Consider the following 19,772-nt stretch of genomic DNA (forward strand, 5'->3'; position numbering starts at 1 on the left):
TCAACACATGAATTTGCACCTTGCTTCCTGGTGCATTTGCACCTTTATAGCGGCCCCCTGGACCGCCACTCACCGCTGAACAAACCGCGCTCCCGGGCCCAGACAATCGCCTCACTGCGGCTGTGCACATCGAGCTTGGAATACACCATAGCCACATGATTGCGCACGGTGTTCGGCGCCAGTTTCAGGCGTGCGGCGATTTCCTTGTCGGCCAGGCCTTCGCAAATCAGGCCCAGGACGTCGCGTTCGCGGGCCGTAAGGTCGGCGAACGAGACACTGGCCAGTTTCGGTGAGTTGACACTCTTCACGTTCGCCAGTTTTTCGATCAACGTGCGGCTGAACCACGAAGCGTCTTTCATCACCTCTTCGATGGCCGACACCAACTCGAGCTCGGTACGCTTGCGCTCGGTGATGTCCATCAGTACCAGCAGATAGCAGCGATTGTCCTGAATATTCACGGTCTCGGCCGAGACGGCGCAGTCGATCAATCCGGCGTCTTTTTTGCGCAGGCGCACCTCGATACGATCCAGTCGCCCGGTTTTCTCCAGCGCCGCGAACAGCCGTGTACGGGCCGACTTGTCGTCGATGAAATCGATCTGCGCCATGGTCACGCCAAGCACCTCCTCACTCGAATAACCGAGGGTATCGAGGAACGCTTCGTTGACGTCCAGCACCACCTGTTCGGCGGCAGCACACACCAGAATGGGCACCGGCGACAGGCGAAACGCCTTGGCAAAACGTTCTTCGCTCTGGCGCAGGGCCACTTCGGCCTTGCGTCGCGGTTCCATGTCGACGAAAGAAAACAACATGCAGGCTTCGTCGTTGAGATCCAGCGGCTGGCCGGCGACGATGACCTGTTTGCTACCGCCGTCCCGTAGCCGCAACTCAGCCGACATCTGTGGAATGGTGCCCCCCTCGCGCAAACGCTGCTTGGCCAGTTCTTTGTTTTCGGCTTGCTCCAGTACATCCAGTTCATAGGTGGAGGTGCCGATCACCTGATCGCGGGCATAGCCGGTCATTTCAAGGAAGCCGGGATTGACCTTGATGTAGCGCAAATCACTGAGGCGACAAATTACCGCCGGTGCGGGGTTGGCCGCGAAGGTTTTCTCGAAACGCTGCTCGGCGTTGGCCCAGTCAGTGACGTCGTCCATGATCAGCACCAGGGACTCCGGCTCGCCTTGGCTGTCCGCCAGGACCAGGCTACGGACACGGTGAACCCACGCACGTTCTTCTGCGTCTGCCGTGGGGTTCACTTCCACCACGACGTCACCGAAGGTCTCGCCGCACGCAACGCGGTTGATCGGATAGCTGTCGACGGGCACCCGGTGATTATTGCGATAGCGCAGGACGAAACGCTGGGTGTAGGCCTTGGCATCGGGGCCCAGATCGCTGACGCGCGAGACGCCATGCATGGCCAAAGCCGCTTCATTGGCCCAGCGGATGGACTGGTCGGGGTCGAGCAGGATCACGCCGTCGGACAGGCCCGCGATGATCTGCTGCAACTGGCGACGGTTGGTTTCGGTGGTCAGGACGTCCTGGCTCATTGCGGCTCCACAAGTGATGTGACCCTGTGAAAGTACGACCTCCGAGGTTTTGGATAGTGCAAAGAACCTTTGTAGGAGCCGGCTTGCTGGCGAAGGCGTCAACCTGCCAACCAATGTGTTGAATGACCCACCGCTTTCGCTGGCAAGCCAGCGCCTACCTGTACCGCGTTTATAGGGCGTCTTGCAGCACCAATTCGCGCAAGGTATCGAGGAACAACTTGAGCACCGGTGAGTCGTCGTCCGCGCGGTACGTGGCGTACAGCGGCACTTCCGGCATTGCCGGGGTCAGGCGTCGAAACACCAGTCCGGCCGGTGCCAATTGCTCGATGGACGCCGGCAACAACGCCACGCCGAAACCGGCCCGGACCAGGCTCAGCAGCGTTTGCACCTCAATCACTTGCTGGCGAATCTGCGGGGTAAACCCGGCCTGGATGCAGCACTGGAACAGAAAATCGGCGAACCGCGACTGCTTCAGTTCCAGCGCCACAAAGGGTTCCTGAGCCAAATCCGATGGCGCCAGGGTTGCACGCGTTGCCAGCGGATGATCGGCCGGCATGACCACCCGGATCGGCTCGTAGATCAACAGTTCGTTGCGCAACTGCGGATCGTCGTAACCGACCCGGAACACACAGGCATCGATGCGTTTTTCCTTCAACGCCTTGACCTGCGCCGCCGGGGTCATTTCATGCAACCGCCAGTTGACGTGCGGATAACGCTCGCGAAAAAGGTGTAAGGCGCGGGGTAGCACACCGACCATCACCGAGCTGATCATGCCGATTTCCAGTTCGCCCAACTGGCCACGGCCGGTCTGACGCGTCAGGTCCAGCGCGCGGTTGAGTTGCTCGAACACCAGCGGCGCCTGTTCCTTGAGCATTTGCCCGGCGGCCGTCAGCTCAACCCGGTGATGGCTGCGCTCGAACAACGGCGTGCCCAATTCCTCCTCCAGCAGACGAATCTGCTGGCTCAGCGGTGGCTGGCAGATGTGCAAACGGGTCGCGGCGCGGCCGAAATGCAGCTCTTCGGCCAGTGCCATGAAGTACCTCAACAAGCGCAAGTCCATACCCGGTTATCCCAACGTCAATGGCGTCGAACGCTGGCGCACACCGGTCAGGCTGAACAACGCGTTGGCAATGGCCGGGGCTACCGACGGGCTGCCCAGTTCGCCAACGCCACCCGGTTTGGACGGCTCGCCGTCGACGACCAGGATGTCCACCGCCGGCATGTCCGACATGCGTGGCACCCGATAGTCGTGGAAATTACTCTGCACCACCCTGCCCTGTTTGATGTCCATTTGATCGAACAACGCGTGGCCCAGCCCCCACATCAAGCCGCCATAGATCTGCTCTTCGACTCCACCGGGCGACACCGCGAGGCCGCAATCGACCACGCAGGTGAGCTTGTCGATCTTGATCGCGCCGTCCTTCTTCGACAGGCGCGCGACCACCGCGATGAAACTGGTGTAACCCTGATTGGTGGCGACCCCCAGCGCCGTGCCCTCTGGTAATGGCTTACCCCAACCGGCGCGTTCGGCGGCGCTTTTCAGCACCGCGACATGCCTTGGCCGGTCTTGCATGTGGGCCAGGCGAAAGGCCAACGGATCTTGCCCTGCGCCATGGGCCAGTTCATCCATGAAGCTTTCCACGGCGAACACGTTGGGGATGAAGCTCACCGAACGATACCAGCCGCTGGGCACGTCACTTTCGTGCTTGACCCAGACCAGGTCCAGGTTCGCCGGGCGATAGGCAAAATCCCAAGCGGTGATGGCTTCGGTGGTGCTGTAATCCATCTTGTCCGGGCGCTCGAAATAGCCCGGTTCCCATTGTTCCGGTGAGGCTGGCGACACCGCGTTGAGCTGCAAAGCAGTCAATCGACCTTGAGCATCCAGCGCCCCTTTGACCCGGTGCAGCGTGGCCGGGTGCATAAACAATGAGCGCATTTCATCTTCGCGGCTGTTCATCAACTTCACCGGCACCTTGGCCTGTTGCGCCAGGTAGGCCACTTCAAACAGCCAATACTTTGCTTCCCGCGCACCGAAGCTGCCGCCGGACACCAGCTCGTTGATGGTGACCTTGTCCTTGGCGATCTTGCACACGACGTGCGCCGCTTCCAGCGCCGATGACGGCACCTGCACCCCGCCCCAGTAGGTGATGGCGTTGTCCTTGACCTGCGCGGTGATGCAAATCGGTTCCAGCGGGTTCTGCACTTTGTACGGCATGCGGTAATCGGCTTCGATCAGCTTCGCGGCGACCGGCCATTGCGCGCTCACATCTCCCGCAGCCATGGCAGAGACCCGTTGCGCGCCTTTGTCGCTCAGCGCTGCCGTTTGGGTCTTGACCAGTTCATCGCTGTCGAAACCGGCCAAGGGCGAATCGCTCCATTGCACCTTCAGCAGTGCCCGGCCCTGATGCGCCGCCCAATAGTTGTCGGCCAGCACCGCGACGCCTTCCAGATTGCCGCCGAGCACATCCGGCCGTCCCGGCACCACAATCACCTTGCGTACACCCGGTACTTGCAGCGTCGCAGCCGAGTCCACCGACAGCACTTTCGCCCCCACCACCGGCGTACGCTGGATGACTGCCACCTGCATGTCCGGCAGCACCACATCTATGCTGTACTTGAAGCGCCCGCAGACCTTGGCCTGGGCGTCGCGCTTATGCCGTAGTTTGCCGATGTACTTGAACTGCGACGGATCCTTGAGCGTGACCTTGGTCGGTGCCGGCAGGTGCGCGGCAACATCGACCAATTCGCCGAAACCTAGGCTGCGCTTGCTCGCCGCATGAACAACACGGCCCTCTTCGGTTGCGCAGCTGTCGGGGCTGACTTTCCACTGTTTGGCCGCCGCTGCGATCAATAGCGCTCGGGCCGTGGCGCCGGCCATGCGCAGGCGATCGTATTCCAGTGAAACGCTGGTGCTGCCGCCGGTGGAGAAGACTTTCCAGATCGGATGAATGTAGGTTTCGAAGAACGGGTCTTCCGGCGAGATCACCTGCACGGTCATCGGGTTGACGTCCAGCTCCTCGGCCACACAGGCGGCCAAGGCCGTATGCGTTCCGGTGCCGGAATCGTGCTTGTGCACCACCAGTTTCACCGTGCCGTCGGGCAGGATCCGCACCCAGGCGTTGGGTTCGAATTCACCGGCAGGTGCTGGGGCTTTCGGGTCAGTCGCAGCAAGGCTGGACGGCAGGTAAAACGCAATGGCCAGGCCGGAGGCAACGGTTGCAGTTTGCTTGAGAAACACGCGCCGCGAGAGATCCATCGGGGAGATCGTCATCACGCCTCCTTCAGCGCGGACGCCGCACGTTTGATCGCTTTGTTGATGCGCCCGTAAGTACCGCACCGGCACACGTTGCCGGACATGGCGTTGCGGATCGAATCGTCGGTGACCGCCGCGCCGGTGTTGAGCAGCGCCGCGGCGGACATGATCTGACCGGATTGACAGTAACCGCATTGCGGGACATCTTCGGCAACCCACGCCAGTTGCAGCGGATGCTGTTCAGTCGGCGACAAGCCTTCGATGGTGGTGATGCTGTGCCCCGCCGCAGCGGCGACCGGCAGCTGGCAGGAACGCACGGCGACGCCGTCCAGGTGCACGGTGCACGCGCCGCACAGACCCATGCCGCAACCGAACTTGGTACCGGTGAGTTTCAAGTGGTCACGCAATACCCATAACAAGGGCATGGAGGGCAATGTCTCTACCAGCTCGCGTCGTTCGCCGTTTACCGTGAATTCGATCATTGTCAGGCTCCAAGAGAGCGGCCCGTCTTTGTGCAGGCCTGGTGATCGATTATTGGAAGCCTTGTGAAAATCGGGCCAGCGACGATTTCTGCCATCCTGTGTAAGTAGGACTAACAGCATGTACAAGCGATACCCGTCGGTGCAGTCCATGAATGCGTTTATCCAGGCGGCGCGCAGCGGCAGTTTCTCCAGCGCGGCGCGCAAACTGGACCTGACCCACAGCGCCATCAGCCAGCAGATTCGCTCGCTGGAAGAGTTCATCGGCCAGCCGCTGTTCGTACGCGAAGGCGGCGGCAGCAACCTGACCGACGCCGGGCAACTGTTCGCCAGCGTGCTGTCCGACGGCTTGGCGCAGATCGACCGGGCGCTGTCTTCGGTGAAGAACCGCAGCGTGGCGCAACGCCTGACCCTGGATGTCGACAGTGAACTGGCCCAGAGCTGGCTCAACCCGCGCTTGCCGCAATTGCTGGATCTGTTGCCCGATCATGAAGTGGTATTGCTGTCGATGCCGCGCTCGGACCGCAGCGCATTCGAACGCGTGGACCTGGCCTTGCGCTACGGTTATGGCGAATGGGAAGACTGCGAGATGACGCAGATCTGCGGGGATCGAGTGATGGCGGTGGCCTCGCCTGCGCTGCTGGAGCGCCTGGGTTCGCAACTGCCGTTGAGTCCGGCGCAGATCCTTGAACTGCCGCTGTTGGGTTACACGCGACGCTCGTGGATTCCGTGGCTGGATGCTGCCGGTATGGAGCCCACCGAGCCACCGGCGCGGGTGGTGTTTGATAACGCGGCGAGCCTGATTGCGGCGGCCGAAGCCGGTGTCGGCGCAGGGTTGGTGCGCGGATTGCTGGCGGCGGATGCGTTGCGCAGCGGGCGATTGGTGGCATTGAACGACGCGCAGATTGTGGCGCATTACAACCTGTATGCAGTGTGGCCGCCGGGTCAGGCCGAGCGAGTGGCGCCGGTGGTTGAGGCGGTCAAGCAGTTGGCTTTGCGTACACAATCCTGACGCCTTCGCTGGCAAGCCAGCTCCTACAGGGTTTTGTGGTGTATAGCAGATTGGGTTAACACCATCGATCACTGTAGGAGCTGGCTTGCCAGCGATGAGGCCCGCCCAGTCAACACAAAAAACCTATCGAACGCCTTCGCTGGCAAGCCAGCTCCTACAGGGTTTTGTGGGGTGTAACAGATTGGGTTAACACCATCGATCACTGTGGGAGCTGGCTTGCCAGCGATGAGGCCCGCCCAGCCAACACAAAAAACCTATCGAACGCCATCGCTGGCAAGCCAGCTCCTACAGGGTTTTTTGGGGTGTAACAGATTGGGTTAACACCATCGATCACTGTAGGAGCTGGCTTGCCAGCGATGAGGCCCGCCCAGCCAACACACAGCCATATCGAACACATATCAACCCCTCGCCCAATTAATATTGTACGAACCCGACACCCCCTTCCAATACTTCCCCCCAAGCAGCCAGCGTCCCGAGCCGGATGCGACCAGGCGAGGGAATGCGTGATTTTTTGCGCATAGAAATGGCCGATTGCCCGGGACGTGGCTGCTGTGAACCGCAAGGTTCCCTACCCCGCTATCAGGAGATCGACTTCAATGATCATCGATATCAGCTGCTATCCCACCGATCTGGTGGACCTCGCCTGGAGGCATGACGGTGACCCGTTCACCGGCGAGCGTCTGCTGGAGATGATGGATGGCCCGTACATGGTCAACGGCAAGCCTCGCCGCATCGACAAAGCCTTCATCCAGCCCCCGCAGGGCAACACCATCTACACCTGGACCGACGGCGACCTGACCGGTCGCGAGTCCATCGACGCCTACATGGCCTACACGCTGAAAATGGTCCAGACCTACCCGGACCGCTTCATCGGCTGCTTCGTCTACAACCCGCGCTGCGGCGTGGAAAACGGCGTCGAGGCCATCGAGCGCTACGTCAAGGAACACGGTTTCAAGATGGTGCAGATGCAAGCCAACATGCACGCCTACCGTCCCGACCGCGCGCTGGACTGGGTGCGCCCGTGCTTCGAAAAATGTGCCGAGCTGGGCATCCCGGTCAAGCTGCACACTGGCGACGGGCCGTACAGCATCCCGTCTGAATGGGTGCCGATGATCAAGGAATTCCCCAACGTCGATTTCATCATGGCCCACTTCGGCGTGCAGACCGGTGGCGTCTATGTGTTCGAACCGATGCAATGGGCGATGGAACTGCCCAACGTCTACTGCGAATCGGGCTGGTGCCTGCAATCGCGGATCGTCGAGTTCGCCAAGGTCCTGCCGACCCACAAGATCCTCTTCGGCACCGACACCCCGCCGAACGAACCGGGCATGTGGCTGCGCCTGCTGGAAGTGCTGTGCCACGAACCGCCGCAGGGTTTGAACCTCGACGAGGACACCCTCGAAGAGTACTTGGGCAACAACACCGCACGAATGATCGGCCTCGAACCGACCCCGCCACCACGCACGGTTTGCGAAGCAGAGGCGCAGCTAAAGCGCCCCGTCACCACGCAACTGGCCAGGAGCTGAACCGATGATTATCGACACCCATCTGCACCCTACCAACCTGGTCGACGAGGCCTGGCGCCACACCGGCGAACCCTTCACCGGCGAGCGCATGCTCAAGCTGATGGACGGCCCGTACATGATCAACGGCAAACCGCGCCGCATCGACATGGGCTTCATCCAGCCGCCACCGGGCAACACCGGTTATCGCGACGGCAACCGCCGGGGCCGCGAAGGTGTGCGTGACTACATGTCCTACGTCGCCGAACTCTGCGTGAAGTACCCGGACCGTTTCATCGGCAACTTCAACTTCAACCCGCGCTGGGGACCGGAAAACGGTGCGGCGGAGCTGGAGTTCCACATCAAGGAATACGGTTTCAAGATGCTCAAGCTGCACGCCAACATGCACGGCTATCGCCCGGACCGGGCGCTGGACTGGTTGCGCCCGGCGATGAAAGTCTGCGCCAAGTACAACATCGTGGTGCTGATCCACACCGGCGACGGGCCATACACCATTCCGACGATGTTCTACCCGATCATCCGCGAGTTCCCGATGGTCAATTTCATCATCGGTCACTTCGGAATCCAGACCGGTGGCAACTACTCGTTCGAAGCGTTCTGGATGGCCATGGACACGCCGAACGTGTACTGCGAATCCGGCTGGTGCTTCCAGTCGCGGATCGTCGAGTTCGCCAAGGATTTGCCGCGCAACAAGATCGTGTTCGGCACCGACTCGCCGCCGAACGAACCGGGCATGTGGCTGCGAGAACTGGAGGTGTTGTGCTCACCGGCACCGCAAGGGCTGGGCATCGATGAGGATCACCTTGAGGATTACCTGGGCAACAACATCGCCCGGTTGTGCGGCATCGAACCGACGCCGCCACCCAAGGACCTGATCGAGGCGGACATCCGGCTGACCACGACGTACCTCTGACCCTCGACCTCTCTGTAGGAGCCGGCTTGCTGGCTCCTACAGGTGCACAGCACTGCTTCTCACGAGGTGAAACCATGACCCTCTCAACGCTCGGCGATACCCAGGATTTTCACGACTTCATCGACGCCTATCGCCGGCAATACCCGGACGATGTGCTCACAGTCCAACACAGTCTTTCAGCCGATCAGGACGTTACCGCCCTGGTCGATGCCCTCGCCACCCAGGGCCGCGATCCGCTGCTGATCTGCGAAAAGGTCGGCAGCTTCGGCGTGCCGGTGGCCACCAACCTGTTCGCCTCGCGAACCCGCATCGCCCGGATGTTCGGCGTTGCCCCGGCGCAATTGCACGAGACGTTCCAACAACGCGCCAACCACCCCATCGCCCCGCGCTATGTAGAAACCGGGCCGGTGCTGGATGAAATCTTCGAAGGCGAAGCCGTGGACCTGGCGCTGCTGCCAATGCTCAAGCATTTCGACAGTGATCGCGGCCCGTACATCACCAACGCGATCATCATTGCCGAAGACCCGGTCACCGGCATCGCCAACATGAGCTATCACCGCTCGATGCGCCATGCCCGGCAAACACTCGCCACCAGCCTGCATTCACGCGGTCACCTATGGCGCATGCTGCAAACCGCTCGCGAACGCGGCGAAGAACTGCGCGTGGCCATGGTGGTCGGCGCACATCCGCTGTTCATGCTCGCAGCGGCGGCGCGTTTGCCGTTCGGCAGTGATGAGCGTGCGGTGGCCGGGGGCTTGTTCGGCGCACCGCTGGAGCTGGTGAAAACCCCGCGCTACGGTATCGGTGTGCCCGCCTACGCAGAGTTTGTCCTGGAAGGTGCGATCGATCCGGCGGCCTATGCCGAGGAAGGTCCGTTTGGCGAGTTCAGCGGTTATTCCTCGGATCGCTCGACCAACAACGTGCTGCGGGTCGACACCCTGATGCGGCGCAAGGACGCCTGGCTGGTGGACGTGGTCGGCGGGCGTTACGCCGAACACCTGACCCTGGCGCGGCTGCCCCGGGAAGCGGAAATGAGCGAAAAGCTCAAGGCACGCTTCCCCGCCGTCACCGCCGTGCATTACCCGAATTCCGGCACGCACTTTCACTGCTACGTGGCGCTGGACCAGAGCCGCGACGGCGAGGCGCGGCAGATCATGCTCGCGTTGCTCGGTTGGGACCCGTACCTGAAAACCGTGATCGCGGTGGACAGCGACATCGACATCAGCGACGACAGCCAAGTGCTGTGGGCCCTGGCCACGCATTTCCAGCCGCATCAGGACATCTTCGTCATCGACGGCCTGCCCGGCAGCCCATTGGACCCGTCGTCATCGGTCAACGGCACCACCTCGCGCATGGGCCTGGACGCCACACGCGGCTCGGGATTCGACGGGATCAAGGCGCAGCTGAATCAGGACGTGCTTGAGCGCGCTCGCGATCTGCTCAGGAGCTATCTGCCATGAACTGTCAGCGCATGGTGGTCGGCATCAGCGGTGCGTCGGGCTTCATCTACGGCGTGCGCCTGCTGCAATTGCTCGCCGAGTTGAACATCGAAACCCATCTGGTCATCAGCCGCGCCGCGCTGCTGACCATGGCCCACGAAACCGACTACAAACTGGCCGACGTCACCGCGCTGGCCAGCCATTACCACCGTGCCGACGACGTGGCCGCCGGGATCGCCAGCGGTTCGTTCCGCTGTCTGGGCATGGTGGTCGCGCCGTGCTCCATGCGCACCCTGGCGGAAATCGCCACCGGCACCTCTTCGGGCCTGATCGGACGCGCCGCCGACGTCACGCTGAAAGAACGCCGCACGCTGGTGTTGATGGCCCGCGAAACGCCGCTGACCCTCGCCCACCTGCGCAACATGACCGCTGTCACCGAGATGGGCGGGATCATCGCCCCGCCTGTGCCGGCCTTTTACGCCCGCCCACAAGACCTTGCGCAAATGGTCGACCACAGCCTCGGCCGTGTCCTCGACCTGTTCGGTCTCGATGCCGGGACTGCGCAACGCTGGAGAGAACCCCAAAACTCTGTGGGAGCTAGCCTGCTAGCGAAGCCGGAGGACCAGTCGCCATCACCGTTGAATGACACACCGCAATCGCTAGCAGGCTAGCTCCCACAGAAAAGCCACCTCACCCAAATTCATTGTGCATTGGTCAATTGTTATCAAGGAGCATCACATGAACACTCCATTCAACGCCCCAACCCCGAACACCAAAATCCCGGTGACCATCCTCACTGGCTTCCTCGGCGCCGGCAAAACCACCCTGCTCAACTACATCCTCAAGGAAAACCACGGGCGCAAGATCGCCGTGATCGAGAACGAATTCGGCGAAGTCGGCATTGATGGCGACCTGGTGCTCAGTTCCGAAACCGAAGAAATCTACGAGATGGTCAACGGCTGCGTGTGCTGCACCGCCGAAGTCCGTGAAGACCTGGTGCGCATCGTCCGCGAACTGGTGGCGCGGCCCGTGCGGCTCGACCACATCCTGATCGAAACCAGCGGCCTGGCCGACCCGTATCCGGTGGCCCAGAGCTTCTTCATCAACGACCCGATTGCCGATGAAGTGGAACTCGATGCCATCGTCACCATGGTCGACGCCAAGCACATCGCGCAACACCTGGAAGACTTGCAACTCGACGGCGTGGACAACCAGGCGGTGGATCAGATCGTCTGCGCCGACCGCATCGTGATCAACAAGGTCGACTTGGTCAGCGCTGCCGAAGTCGCGTCCCTGAGCGACAAGATCCGCGGATTGAACGCCACAGCGGATCTGGTGACGTCCAGCTACGCCGAAATCGATTTGTCGAAAATCCTTGGCATCGGCGCCTTCGAGTCCACGCAAAAGCTCATGGAAATCGGCGCTGAGCACGACCATCACGCCGATGAGCATCACCACGACCATGACGATCTCGACCATGACCACGACCCGAGCGTGTCGTCGGTGGGTATCGCCGTGGACGGCGCGGTCAACCTCGGCGACTTCCATCGCTGGATCACCAAACTGCGCACCGAGCAGGCCGACAACCTGTACCGCATGAAAGGTGTGCTGGCGGTGGCTGATCAGGACCAGCGCTATGTGCTGCAAGGGGTGCATAGCCTGGTGGAGTTCCGTGCTTCCACTTCATGGGGCAATGAACCTCGCTCCAGCAAGATTGTGTTCATCGGCCGCGACCTGGATCGCGCGGCGTTGAACCAGGGCTTTGCCGCCTGCCTGGCAGGCTGAACAAAGGCATCGGAGCCGGTGGATGGCGGTTCCGGGCACATGAATGACTGATGCCAATTACTCAGGACAACACAAAACCTGTAGGAGCTGGCTTGCCAGCGATGGCGGCCTGTCAGCCAACAAAAATGGCGACTGGCCGGCCGCCATCGCCAGCAAGCCGGCTCCTACAGGGGCCGCGATGTTCCGGCATCAAAACGAATACCCCTCTTTACCGAATAACAACAGCTAGAGGTGTTTCCCCATGTCGTCAGCCACTACCCCTTCCAAACCCGTTTCCGTCCTCCATCCCGTCGACCAGGTGTTATCGGTGCGACAAATGCTCACCCTCGGCCTGCAACACATGGCCGTCTCGTACATCGGCGCCATCGCCGTGCCGTTGATTGTCGCCAGTGCCTTGAAAATGTCCCAGGCCGATACCGTGGTACTGATCAGCACCACGCTGTTCTGCTCCGGCATCGCCACCCTGCTGCAAACCGTCGGATTCTGGAAATTCGGTGTTCGTTTGCCGATTCTCCAGGGCGTGGCATTCAGCAGCGTCGGGCCGGTCATCGCTATTGGCAGCAACCCCGAGGTCGGTTTCGCCGGGGTCTGCGGGGCGGTGATCGGCGCGGGGATTTTCACCATGCTGATCGCGCCATTCGTGGGGCGCTTGCGCCGGTTTTTTCCTCCGGTGGTCACCGGTTGCATCGTCACCGTGATCGGCTTGCAGCTGTTTCCGATTGCCTATGAATGGGTCGGAGGCGGGCGTCATGCCGCCGATTTCGGCGCACCGGCGTACCTTGCGGTCGCGGCGTTGGTGTTGCTGACCATCCTGTTGGTCAACCGTTACGGCAGCCCGATGCTGCGCAACATGGCGGTTTTGGTGGGCATGCTGGTCGGTGCGGGGCTGGCCTACGCGATGGGCATGGGCAGTTTTCACAGCGTGCAGGAATCGCCGTGGCTGACCGTGCCTTACCCGTTCTACTTCGGCTTGCCGACCTTCAGCCTGATCCCCATCGCCACCATGGTCGTGGTGATGATCGTGCAGATGGTCGAGTCCATGGGGCTGTTCGTGGCCATCGGCGACATCGTCGAAAAACCGGTGGAAGAGAAACAGGTCATCAACGGCCTGCGCGCCAATGGCCTGGCCAGCACCATCGCCGGTATGTTCGCCGCGTTCCCGTTCATTGCCTTCATGGAAAACGTCGGGCTGGTGATCCTCACCGGCGTGCGCAGTCGCTGGGTGGTGGCTGTCAGCGGCTTGCTGATGTGCTCGGTGGCGCTGGTGCCCAAGGCCGGCGCAATCATCGCATCGATGCCGACGGCTGCACTCGGTGGTGCCGGGATCGCCATGTTTGGCGTGGTCGCTGCGGCAGGGATTCAGACCCTGGCCAAGGTCGACTACGAGCGCAATCGCTACAACGTGCTGATCGTCGGTTTCACCATTGCCGCCGCGCTGGTGCCGGTGTTGGCACCGGCCTTGTTCAAGCAATTACCCGAGTGGTCGCAGCCGTTCCTGCACAGCAGCGTGGTGATCGCCTGCCTGGTGTCGGTGTTGCTCAACGCCACTCTCAATGGTGTCAGCGTGCCTGATGCCGCCGCCAGCAAATCCGCCACCCACAGCCTCTGACTGGAGCCGCCCATGACTCAACTTCAAAACATCCTGATCAAAAACCCGGTGGCGGTGATGACCGGCCTGCGCGGCCCGCGTGCCCGGGCCGGTGCCGTGGACATTCGTATCGTCAACGGTCGCATCGCCGAAATGGACGCGAACCTTGAAGCGCAACCGGGTGAACGGGTGATCGATGCGCGCCATTCGGTCGTGTATCCAGGCTGGATCAACACCCACCACCACCTGTTCCAGAACCTGCTCAAAGCCGTGCCCGAGGGTCTGAATCAAGACTTGCAAGGCTGGCTGGCCAGCGTGCCCTACCCGCGTCTCAACCGTTTCACCCCGCAACTGGCGCGGATCGCCGCCCGGCTGGGCATGGCCGAACTGCTGCTGTCGGGGGTGACCACCTGCGCCGATCACCATTACCTCTACCACGCCAACGGCACCACCGAGACCGGCGACCTGCTGTTCGACATGGCCGATGAATTTGGCCTGCGCTTCGTGCTGTGCCGGGGTGGCGCGCTGGAATCGGCCAGCGCCCATCCGGGGTTCTCGAAAACCGCGCTGCAACCGGAATCCCTCGACCAAATGGTCGGCGATATCGAACGCCTGAAGTCGCTGTATCACCAGGACACCCCGGATGCGATGCGTCGGGTGGTGGTGGCGCCAACCACGCCGACATTTTCGCTGCCGCCGACGCTGTTGCGCGAACTGGCGCACACCGCCCGTGGCCTCGGCTTGCGCTTGCACACGCACCTGTCCGAAACACAGAACTACGTGAATTTCTGCCGCGAGAAATACAACTGCCTGCCGGTGGAGTTCGTCGCCGAACACGAATGGCTCGGCCCGGACGTCTGGTTCGCCCATGCGGTGCACATGCAGCCAGGTGAAATCCGCATGCTCGCGCAAACTGGCACCGGTGTTTCCCACTGCCCGGTGAGCAATGCGCGCCTGGGCAGCGGTGTCGCGCCGATCCCGCAGATGTTCGAGGCCGGTGTGCCGATCTCCCTTGGCGTCGACGGCGTGGCGTCCAACGAATCCGGGAGCATGGTTGGCGAGGTGAACACGGCGTGGCTGATCCACCGGGCCGAACAAGGCGCCTCGGCAACCACCGCCGAAGATGTCATTCACTGGGGCACGGCGGGCGGTGCACAAGTGTTGGGACTGGGCGCGGTCGGCACCCTCGAAGTCGGGCAAGCGGCGGATCTGGTGATCTATGGCCTGGATCATCCGCGGTTCTTCGGTTTCCACGACATTGCTGTGGCACCGGTGGTGGCGGGTGAACCGATTGCCGTGCGCTACAGCCTGGTCGGCGGTCGCGTGGTGGTCGATGACGGTGTGATCCCGGGGCTGGACGTGCAGCAGATGCGCGCCGAGGCGTGGGAAGGCGTGCGGCAGTTGATACATGTAGACGACTGACCCACTACCAACACAAATCCCCCTGTAGGAGCTGGCTTGCCAGCGAAGACGGCCGTCGACCCAGCGCATATCGCCTGACACACCGCTTTCGCTGGCAAGCCAGCGCCTACAGGGGATTGCGTCATATTCAGGTGAATGCCATGTCCGGCCTCAACGATCTCCTACAAGCCATCGACAGCGCCGCCCAAGCCGGCGAAGAAACCATCCTCGCCACCGTGGTCAAGGTCGAAGGCTCGGCCTATCGCCGCCCTGGCGCGCGCATGCTCATTCCGCTGCACGGCCGTACCGTCGGCACCGTCAGCGGCGGTTGCCTGGAACAGGACCTGGCGAAAAAAGCCTGGTGGCTGACTGATTCCGGCGAGCCCGTGGTGCGCCGCTACAGTACCGGCGCGACCGAAGACGACGAGCAAAGCGCCCTGACCTTTGGCCTCGGCTGCAACGGCACAGTGTTCGTGCTGCTTGAACGCCTGCGTGCGAAAAATCCCTCGCCGGCCATCGACCTGCTGCGGCGAGTCCGCGAACACCAACAACCGGCCGCCATGGCTACCGTTATTGCCACTTCGCGCAATGCCTCGGCACGGGTCGGTGACCGGTTGCGGTCGGACACCGATGAAACCCTGCGCAACGCTCAACTGAGCAGCGCCATCCGCAACGACCTGCACAAGACGCTGCTGCAGAAAAAATCATCGCTGCGCCTCTACACCGACGCCCGCGGCGAAGTCGAAGTGTTCTTCGAATACGTCGCTCCACCAGCGCGCCTGGTGATTTTCGGCGCCGGTCACGACGCACAACCGCTGGTGCGCATGGCGAAATTGCTGAACTGGCATGTCAGCGTCATCGACAGTCGCAGCCACTTTGCCCGACCGGAGCGCTTCCCTCAGGCGGACGCGGTGATCTTTGCCAACCTCGACAACCCGTTCGAATTGAACCCCGTGATCGACGGCGCGGCGGTGGCCGTGATGACCCACAGCTATCGCCAGGACCGGCACTGGCTCGGGCAACTGCTGCAAGCCGCGCCCGCCTACCTCGGCCAACTCGGGCCCAAGGAGCGTACCGAACGCTTGCTATCAGACATCGGCCGCAGTTCGTCAGCCTTGCATTACCCGATGGGCCTCGACCTCGGCGGCGATGCCCCGGAAAGTGTGGCGCTGTCGATACTCGCGGAGATGACGGCGGTGTTGAACCAACGCCAGGGCGGGATGCTCAGGCATCGGGTCAAACCGATTCATCAGGCGGATTTACTGGTCAGTGAAAAACTTGCGGCCATGGCAGATTTGTAGGAGCTGGCTTGCCAGCGAAGACGGTCGCACAATCGACACTTGTATCGCCTGATGCACCGCTTTCGCTGGCAAGCCAGCGCCTACAGGGGTGTTTGAGCGCTGGCCAACGCCGCCGAAGCCGCCAGCATCGCCCGCAACAACACCGCGCACCCGGCGGCCAGGTCGTCCGGTGCGGCGTTTTCGATTTCGTTGTGGCTGATGCCGCCCTCGCACGGTACGAAAATCATCCCGGCCGGGCCGAGTTCGGCGAGGAAGATCGCGTCGTGCCCGGCGCCGCTGACGATGTCCATGTGCGACAAACCCAGGCCTTGGGCCGCACCGCGCACCGCTTCGACGCAGCCTTTGTCGAAGTACAACGGCGGGAAGTCGGCGGTCGGCGTCAGTTCGAAAGTAAGCCCGTGTTCTTCGCAGGTGGTTTCGATGACGTCACGCACTTCGGCGATCATCGAGTCCAGCCGTGCCGGCTCCAGATGGCGAAAATCCAGGGTCATGCGCACTTCACCGGGGATGACATTGCGTGAACCGGGATACGCTTGCAGGCAACCGACGGTGCCGCAGGCATGGGGTTGATGGCTGAGGGCGGCGCGGTTGAGCGCACCAACGATCACCGCTGCGCCGACCAGAGCATCCTTGCGCAAGTGCATCGGGGTCGGGCCGGCGTGGGCTTCGACGCCGCGCAGTTTCAGGTCAAACCATTTTTGCCCGAGCGCGCCCATCACGACGCCGATGGTTTTGCGCTCGTCTTCGAGGATCGGGCCTTGTTCGATATGCGCTTCAAAGTAAGCGCCGACCTTGTGCCCGCTGACCTTGCGCGGTCCCGCGTAACCGATGGCGTTGAGTGCTTCGCCGACCGTCACGCCCTCGGCGTCGACCTTGGCCAGGGTTTCTTCCAGGGTGAATTTTTCGGCAAAGACGCCGGAGCCCATCATGCACGGGGCAAAACGCGAACCCTCTTCATTGGTCCAGACCACCACTTCCAGCGGCGCTTCAGTCTCGATGCTCAGGTCATTGAGGGTGCGCAGCACTTCGACGCCCGCCAGCACACCGAAACAGCCGTCGAATTTGCCGCCGGTGGGTTGGGTGTCGATGTGGCTGCCGGTCATCACCGGTGGCAGATCGGGATTGCGGCCGGGGCGGCGGGCGAAGATATTGCCCACGGCGTCGATGCTGACGGTGCAACCCGCTTCTTCACACCACTGGACAAAAATGTCCCGCGCCTGGCGATCCAGGTCGGTCAGGGCCAGGCGACAGACGCCGCCCTTGACCGTGGCGCCGAGTTTGGCCAGCTCCATGAGCGACTGCCACAGCCGGTCGCGGTTGATGTGCTGATGGGTGGATTGCAGAACGTCTATGGCCGCGTTCATGAATGATCTCCTCAGGCTGTTCTTATGGATTTCTTCAGGCAGTTTGTCGGCGTGCTGGAGGCCGCCATCGCTGGCAAGCCAGCTCCTACAATTGAAATGCGATCCCCTGTAGGAGCTGGCTTGCCAGCGATGAGGCCCTCCCTCACACCGCAGATTTAGCAACAGACGGGCTGGGCCGCATCACATTCAACCCGTAATAAATCACCCCGCCCAACGCCGAACCGGTAAACCAGCCATAGCTGTAAAACCAGCTAAACGCGTCGCTGCCCAACGACAGCAACGTCAGCACCACCGGCACACCAAACGCGATGAAACCGCTCCAGTTCCACGCCGGGTACACGTCATCGCGGTACAGGCCCGCGAGGTCAAGTTGCTGCTTTTTGATCAGGAAGTAATCCACCACCATGATCCCGGCAATCGGCCCGAGCAGGCTGGAATAGCCGAGCAACCAGTTGGAGTAGACCGTTTCAAGGCTGACGTCGGAAACGATCAAACCGAGCTTTTTCAGCAGTTCGTGGGCCATCAAGCCCAGCCCCACCAGTCCGGTAAGAATCACCGCTTTCGTGCGGTTGATCGCCTTGGGCGCAATGTTCTGGAAGTCATTGGTTGGCGAAACGATGTTGGCGGCGGTGTTGGTCGACAGCGTGGCAATGATGATCAGTGCCATGGCTATCGCGACCCAGAACGGGCTCTGGATATGACCGATCAGGGTCACCGGATCAGACACCGTCACCCCGACCAGTTTGACCGACGCGGCGGTCATCACCACACCGAGGGAGGCAAACAGGAACATGGTCAGCGGCAAGCCGATGATCTGCCCGACGATCTGATCCTTCTGGCTTTTCGCGTAACGGCTGAAGTCCGGAATGTTCAAGGACAACGTGGCCCAAAAGCCGACCATCGCCGTCAACCCGGCCGCAAAGTAGCTGGCCACACCCGCCCCTTCGGGACGCTTGGCCGGGATCGCCAGCAGTTCGGTCATCGACACATTCGGCATGGCCCACACCAGAAGCCCTGCGCCCACTGCGACCAGCAGCGGCGCCGACAGGGTTTCCAGCCATTTGATCGACTCGGCGCCGCGAATCACCACCCACAGGTTCAGCGCCCAGAACACCATGAAACCAATGACTTCACCGGTGCCGCCCAAAGATTTCCAGCCGTCGAACACCGAGCCCAGAAACAGGTGAATCGCCAGCCCGCCGAACATGGTTTGAATGCCGAACCAGCCGCACGCCACCAGAGCGCGGATCAGGCACGGGATGTTGGAGCCGAGGACGCCGAAGGACGAACGCAGCAACACCGGAAACGGGATTCCGTACTTGGTGCCAGGGAACGCGTTAAGTGTCAGCGGTATCAACACGATGATGTTGGCAAACAGAATCGCCAGCAGCGCTTCGCCGACGCTCAGCCCGAAGTACGCCGTCAGCACGCCGCCGAGGGTGTAGGTCGGCACGCAGATCGCCATGCCGACCCACAACGCGGTGATGTGCCATTTGTTCCAGGTTCGTTCGCGCACCTTGGTCGGTGCGATATCGTGGTTGTAACGGGGACTGTCGAGGACGTCGCTGCCGGCTTCGAGCTCAAACAAGCCGTCGCGCTCGGTCACTTTCGAACTGATCTGTTGCATGGCCGCTCCACTGTTTTTTTTGATTATTGTTGCTCATCAGGGGGGCTGGCGCTTATGGCGCAAACCCGACGATGGCCGGAGAAACTGACAACTTTCATGGACCGGCCAAGGTGTCAGCGGCGGCATCAATAAACGTGCCGGGTGCCCCGCTTACGCATCGGGCAGTGCCAATACAACGTTCTAACGTGCTGATGTTTATCAGCTTTATATATTCAACCAGCGTCACTCAGACCAAATGCCAAGCCGTTGTCAAAACATTCAAGGCTCAATCTGGTGCGTCATACTTTTTTTCAAACGCACGCATCAATCATAGACCCTGCACAAACAGCTGATTTCACTTAAGAAATCTTGACCATATTTCGTTCCTGTCAAGTGCGTCAAAATGGTGAGCGGCCTCACCATTTTGGTGAATTTAACTTTTAACGCTTATTTATCAATTAGTTAATAACTGAATAAGCTTATAAAAAATATTCTTGCCGATTCCATAAACTGCAGCTAGCGTTTAATCCTGACAGTGCTGACAGGAATTACTTGTTGGCACTT

General features: G+C 61.4%; 15 protein-coding genes. 9 read left to right on the plus strand and 6 right to left on the minus strand.

Annotated features, from left to right (window positions below):
- Window positions 1–44: 44 nt before the first annotated feature.
- The 4 genes from QYH43_RS04860 to QYH43_RS04875 all read right to left on the minus strand — a co-directional run bounded on the left by QYH43_RS04860 (window position 45) and on the right by QYH43_RS04875 (window position 5,279).
- Window positions 45–1,544: a helix-turn-helix transcriptional regulator gene (locus QYH43_RS04860; protein WP_301156533.1), complete on the minus strand. Its 1,500-nt coding sequence runs from the start codon at window positions 1,542–1,544 to the stop codon at window positions 45–47.
- Between the two features lie 169 nt (window positions 1,545–1,713).
- The gene (locus tag QYH43_RS04865; RefSeq protein WP_301156534.1) at window positions 1,714–2,604 is read right to left on the minus strand and encodes a LysR family transcriptional regulator; all 891 of its coding nucleotides are present in this window, start codon (window positions 2,602–2,604) and stop codon (window positions 1,714–1,716) included.
- 6 nt (window positions 2,605–2,610) lie between these two features.
- The gene (locus tag QYH43_RS04870) at window positions 2,611–4,815 is read right to left on the minus strand and encodes a molybdopterin cofactor-binding domain-containing protein (protein WP_301156535.1); all 2,205 of its coding nucleotides are present in this window, start codon (window positions 4,813–4,815) and stop codon (window positions 2,611–2,613) included.
- Window positions 4,815–5,279 carry a (2Fe-2S)-binding protein gene (locus QYH43_RS04875; protein WP_301156536.1) on the minus strand — a complete coding sequence of 155 codons (465 nt, stop codon included), beginning with the start codon at window positions 5,277–5,279 and terminating at the stop codon, window positions 4,815–4,817. The genes QYH43_RS04870 and QYH43_RS04875 overlap by 1 nt, the downstream gene beginning before the upstream one ends.
- 118 nt (window positions 5,280–5,397) lie before the next feature.
- On the opposite strand from QYH43_RS04875, the gene QYH43_RS04880 reads away from it, so the two are divergent.
- The 9 genes from QYH43_RS04880 (at window position 5,398) to QYH43_RS04920 (ending at window position 16,238) form a co-directional block, all read left to right on the plus strand.
- Window positions 5,398–6,288, plus strand: coding sequence for a LysR substrate-binding domain-containing protein (locus tag QYH43_RS04880; protein ID WP_301156537.1), 891 nt, complete (start codon window positions 5,398–5,400; stop codon window positions 6,286–6,288).
- Between the two features lie 596 nt (window positions 6,289–6,884).
- Window positions 6,885–7,814, plus strand: a complete 930-nt coding sequence (locus QYH43_RS04885; RefSeq protein ID WP_053158649.1) for an amidohydrolase family protein — start codon at window positions 6,885–6,887, stop codon at window positions 7,812–7,814.
- Between the two features lie 4 nt (window positions 7,815–7,818).
- Window positions 7,819–8,724 carry an amidohydrolase family protein gene (locus QYH43_RS04890; protein ID WP_053158646.1) on the plus strand — a complete coding sequence of 302 codons (906 nt, stop codon included), beginning with the start codon at window positions 7,819–7,821 and terminating at the stop codon, window positions 8,722–8,724.
- Window positions 8,725–8,798: 74 nt separating this feature from the next.
- Window positions 8,799–10,184, plus strand: coding sequence for a UbiD family decarboxylase (locus QYH43_RS04895; RefSeq protein ID WP_095151243.1), 1,386 nt, complete (start codon window positions 8,799–8,801; stop codon window positions 10,182–10,184).
- Window positions 10,181–10,834, plus strand: a complete 654-nt coding sequence (locus QYH43_RS04900) for a UbiX family flavin prenyltransferase (protein ID WP_301156538.1) — start codon at window positions 10,181–10,183, stop codon at window positions 10,832–10,834. Before QYH43_RS04895 ends, QYH43_RS04900 begins: the two co-directional genes overlap by 4 nt.
- 67 nt (window positions 10,835–10,901) lie before the next feature.
- A complete protein-coding gene (locus QYH43_RS04905; protein ID WP_095057830.1) occupies window positions 10,902–11,948 on the plus strand; it encodes a GTP-binding protein in 1,047 nt (348 codons plus the stop codon).
- A gap of 241 nt (window positions 11,949–12,189) precedes the next feature.
- On the plus strand, window positions 12,190–13,557 hold the full coding sequence (locus QYH43_RS04910) for a nucleobase:cation symporter-2 family protein (RefSeq protein WP_301156539.1): 1,368 nt from the start codon (window positions 12,190–12,192) through the stop codon (window positions 13,555–13,557).
- A gap of 12 nt (window positions 13,558–13,569) precedes the next feature.
- Entirely contained in the window at window positions 13,570–14,958 is a 1,389-nt protein-coding gene (locus QYH43_RS04915; protein ID WP_301156540.1) for an amidohydrolase family protein, read from the plus strand.
- Window positions 14,959–15,098: 140 nt separating this feature from the next.
- Window positions 15,099–16,238 (plus strand): XdhC family protein, encoded by a 1,140-nt coding sequence (locus QYH43_RS04920; RefSeq protein ID WP_301156541.1) that lies wholly within the window; start codon window positions 15,099–15,101, stop codon window positions 16,236–16,238.
- 80 nt (window positions 16,239–16,318) lie between these two features.
- On the opposite strand, the gene QYH43_RS04925 is transcribed toward QYH43_RS04920, so the two are convergent.
- Window positions 16,319–17,602 carry a Zn-dependent hydrolase gene (locus QYH43_RS04925; protein WP_301156542.1) on the minus strand — a complete coding sequence of 428 codons (1,284 nt, stop codon included), beginning with the start codon at window positions 17,600–17,602 and terminating at the stop codon, window positions 16,319–16,321.
- 142 nt (window positions 17,603–17,744) lie between these two features.
- Entirely contained in the window at window positions 17,745–19,229 is a 1,485-nt protein-coding gene (locus QYH43_RS04930) for an NCS1 family nucleobase:cation symporter-1 (RefSeq protein ID WP_095057825.1), read from the minus strand.
- Window positions 19,230–19,772 lie beyond the last annotated feature (543 nt).

It is taken from the genome of Pseudomonas sp. C32, assembly GCF_030417915.1.
Lineage (GTDB): Bacteria > Pseudomonadota > Gammaproteobacteria > Pseudomonadales > Pseudomonadaceae > Aquipseudomonas.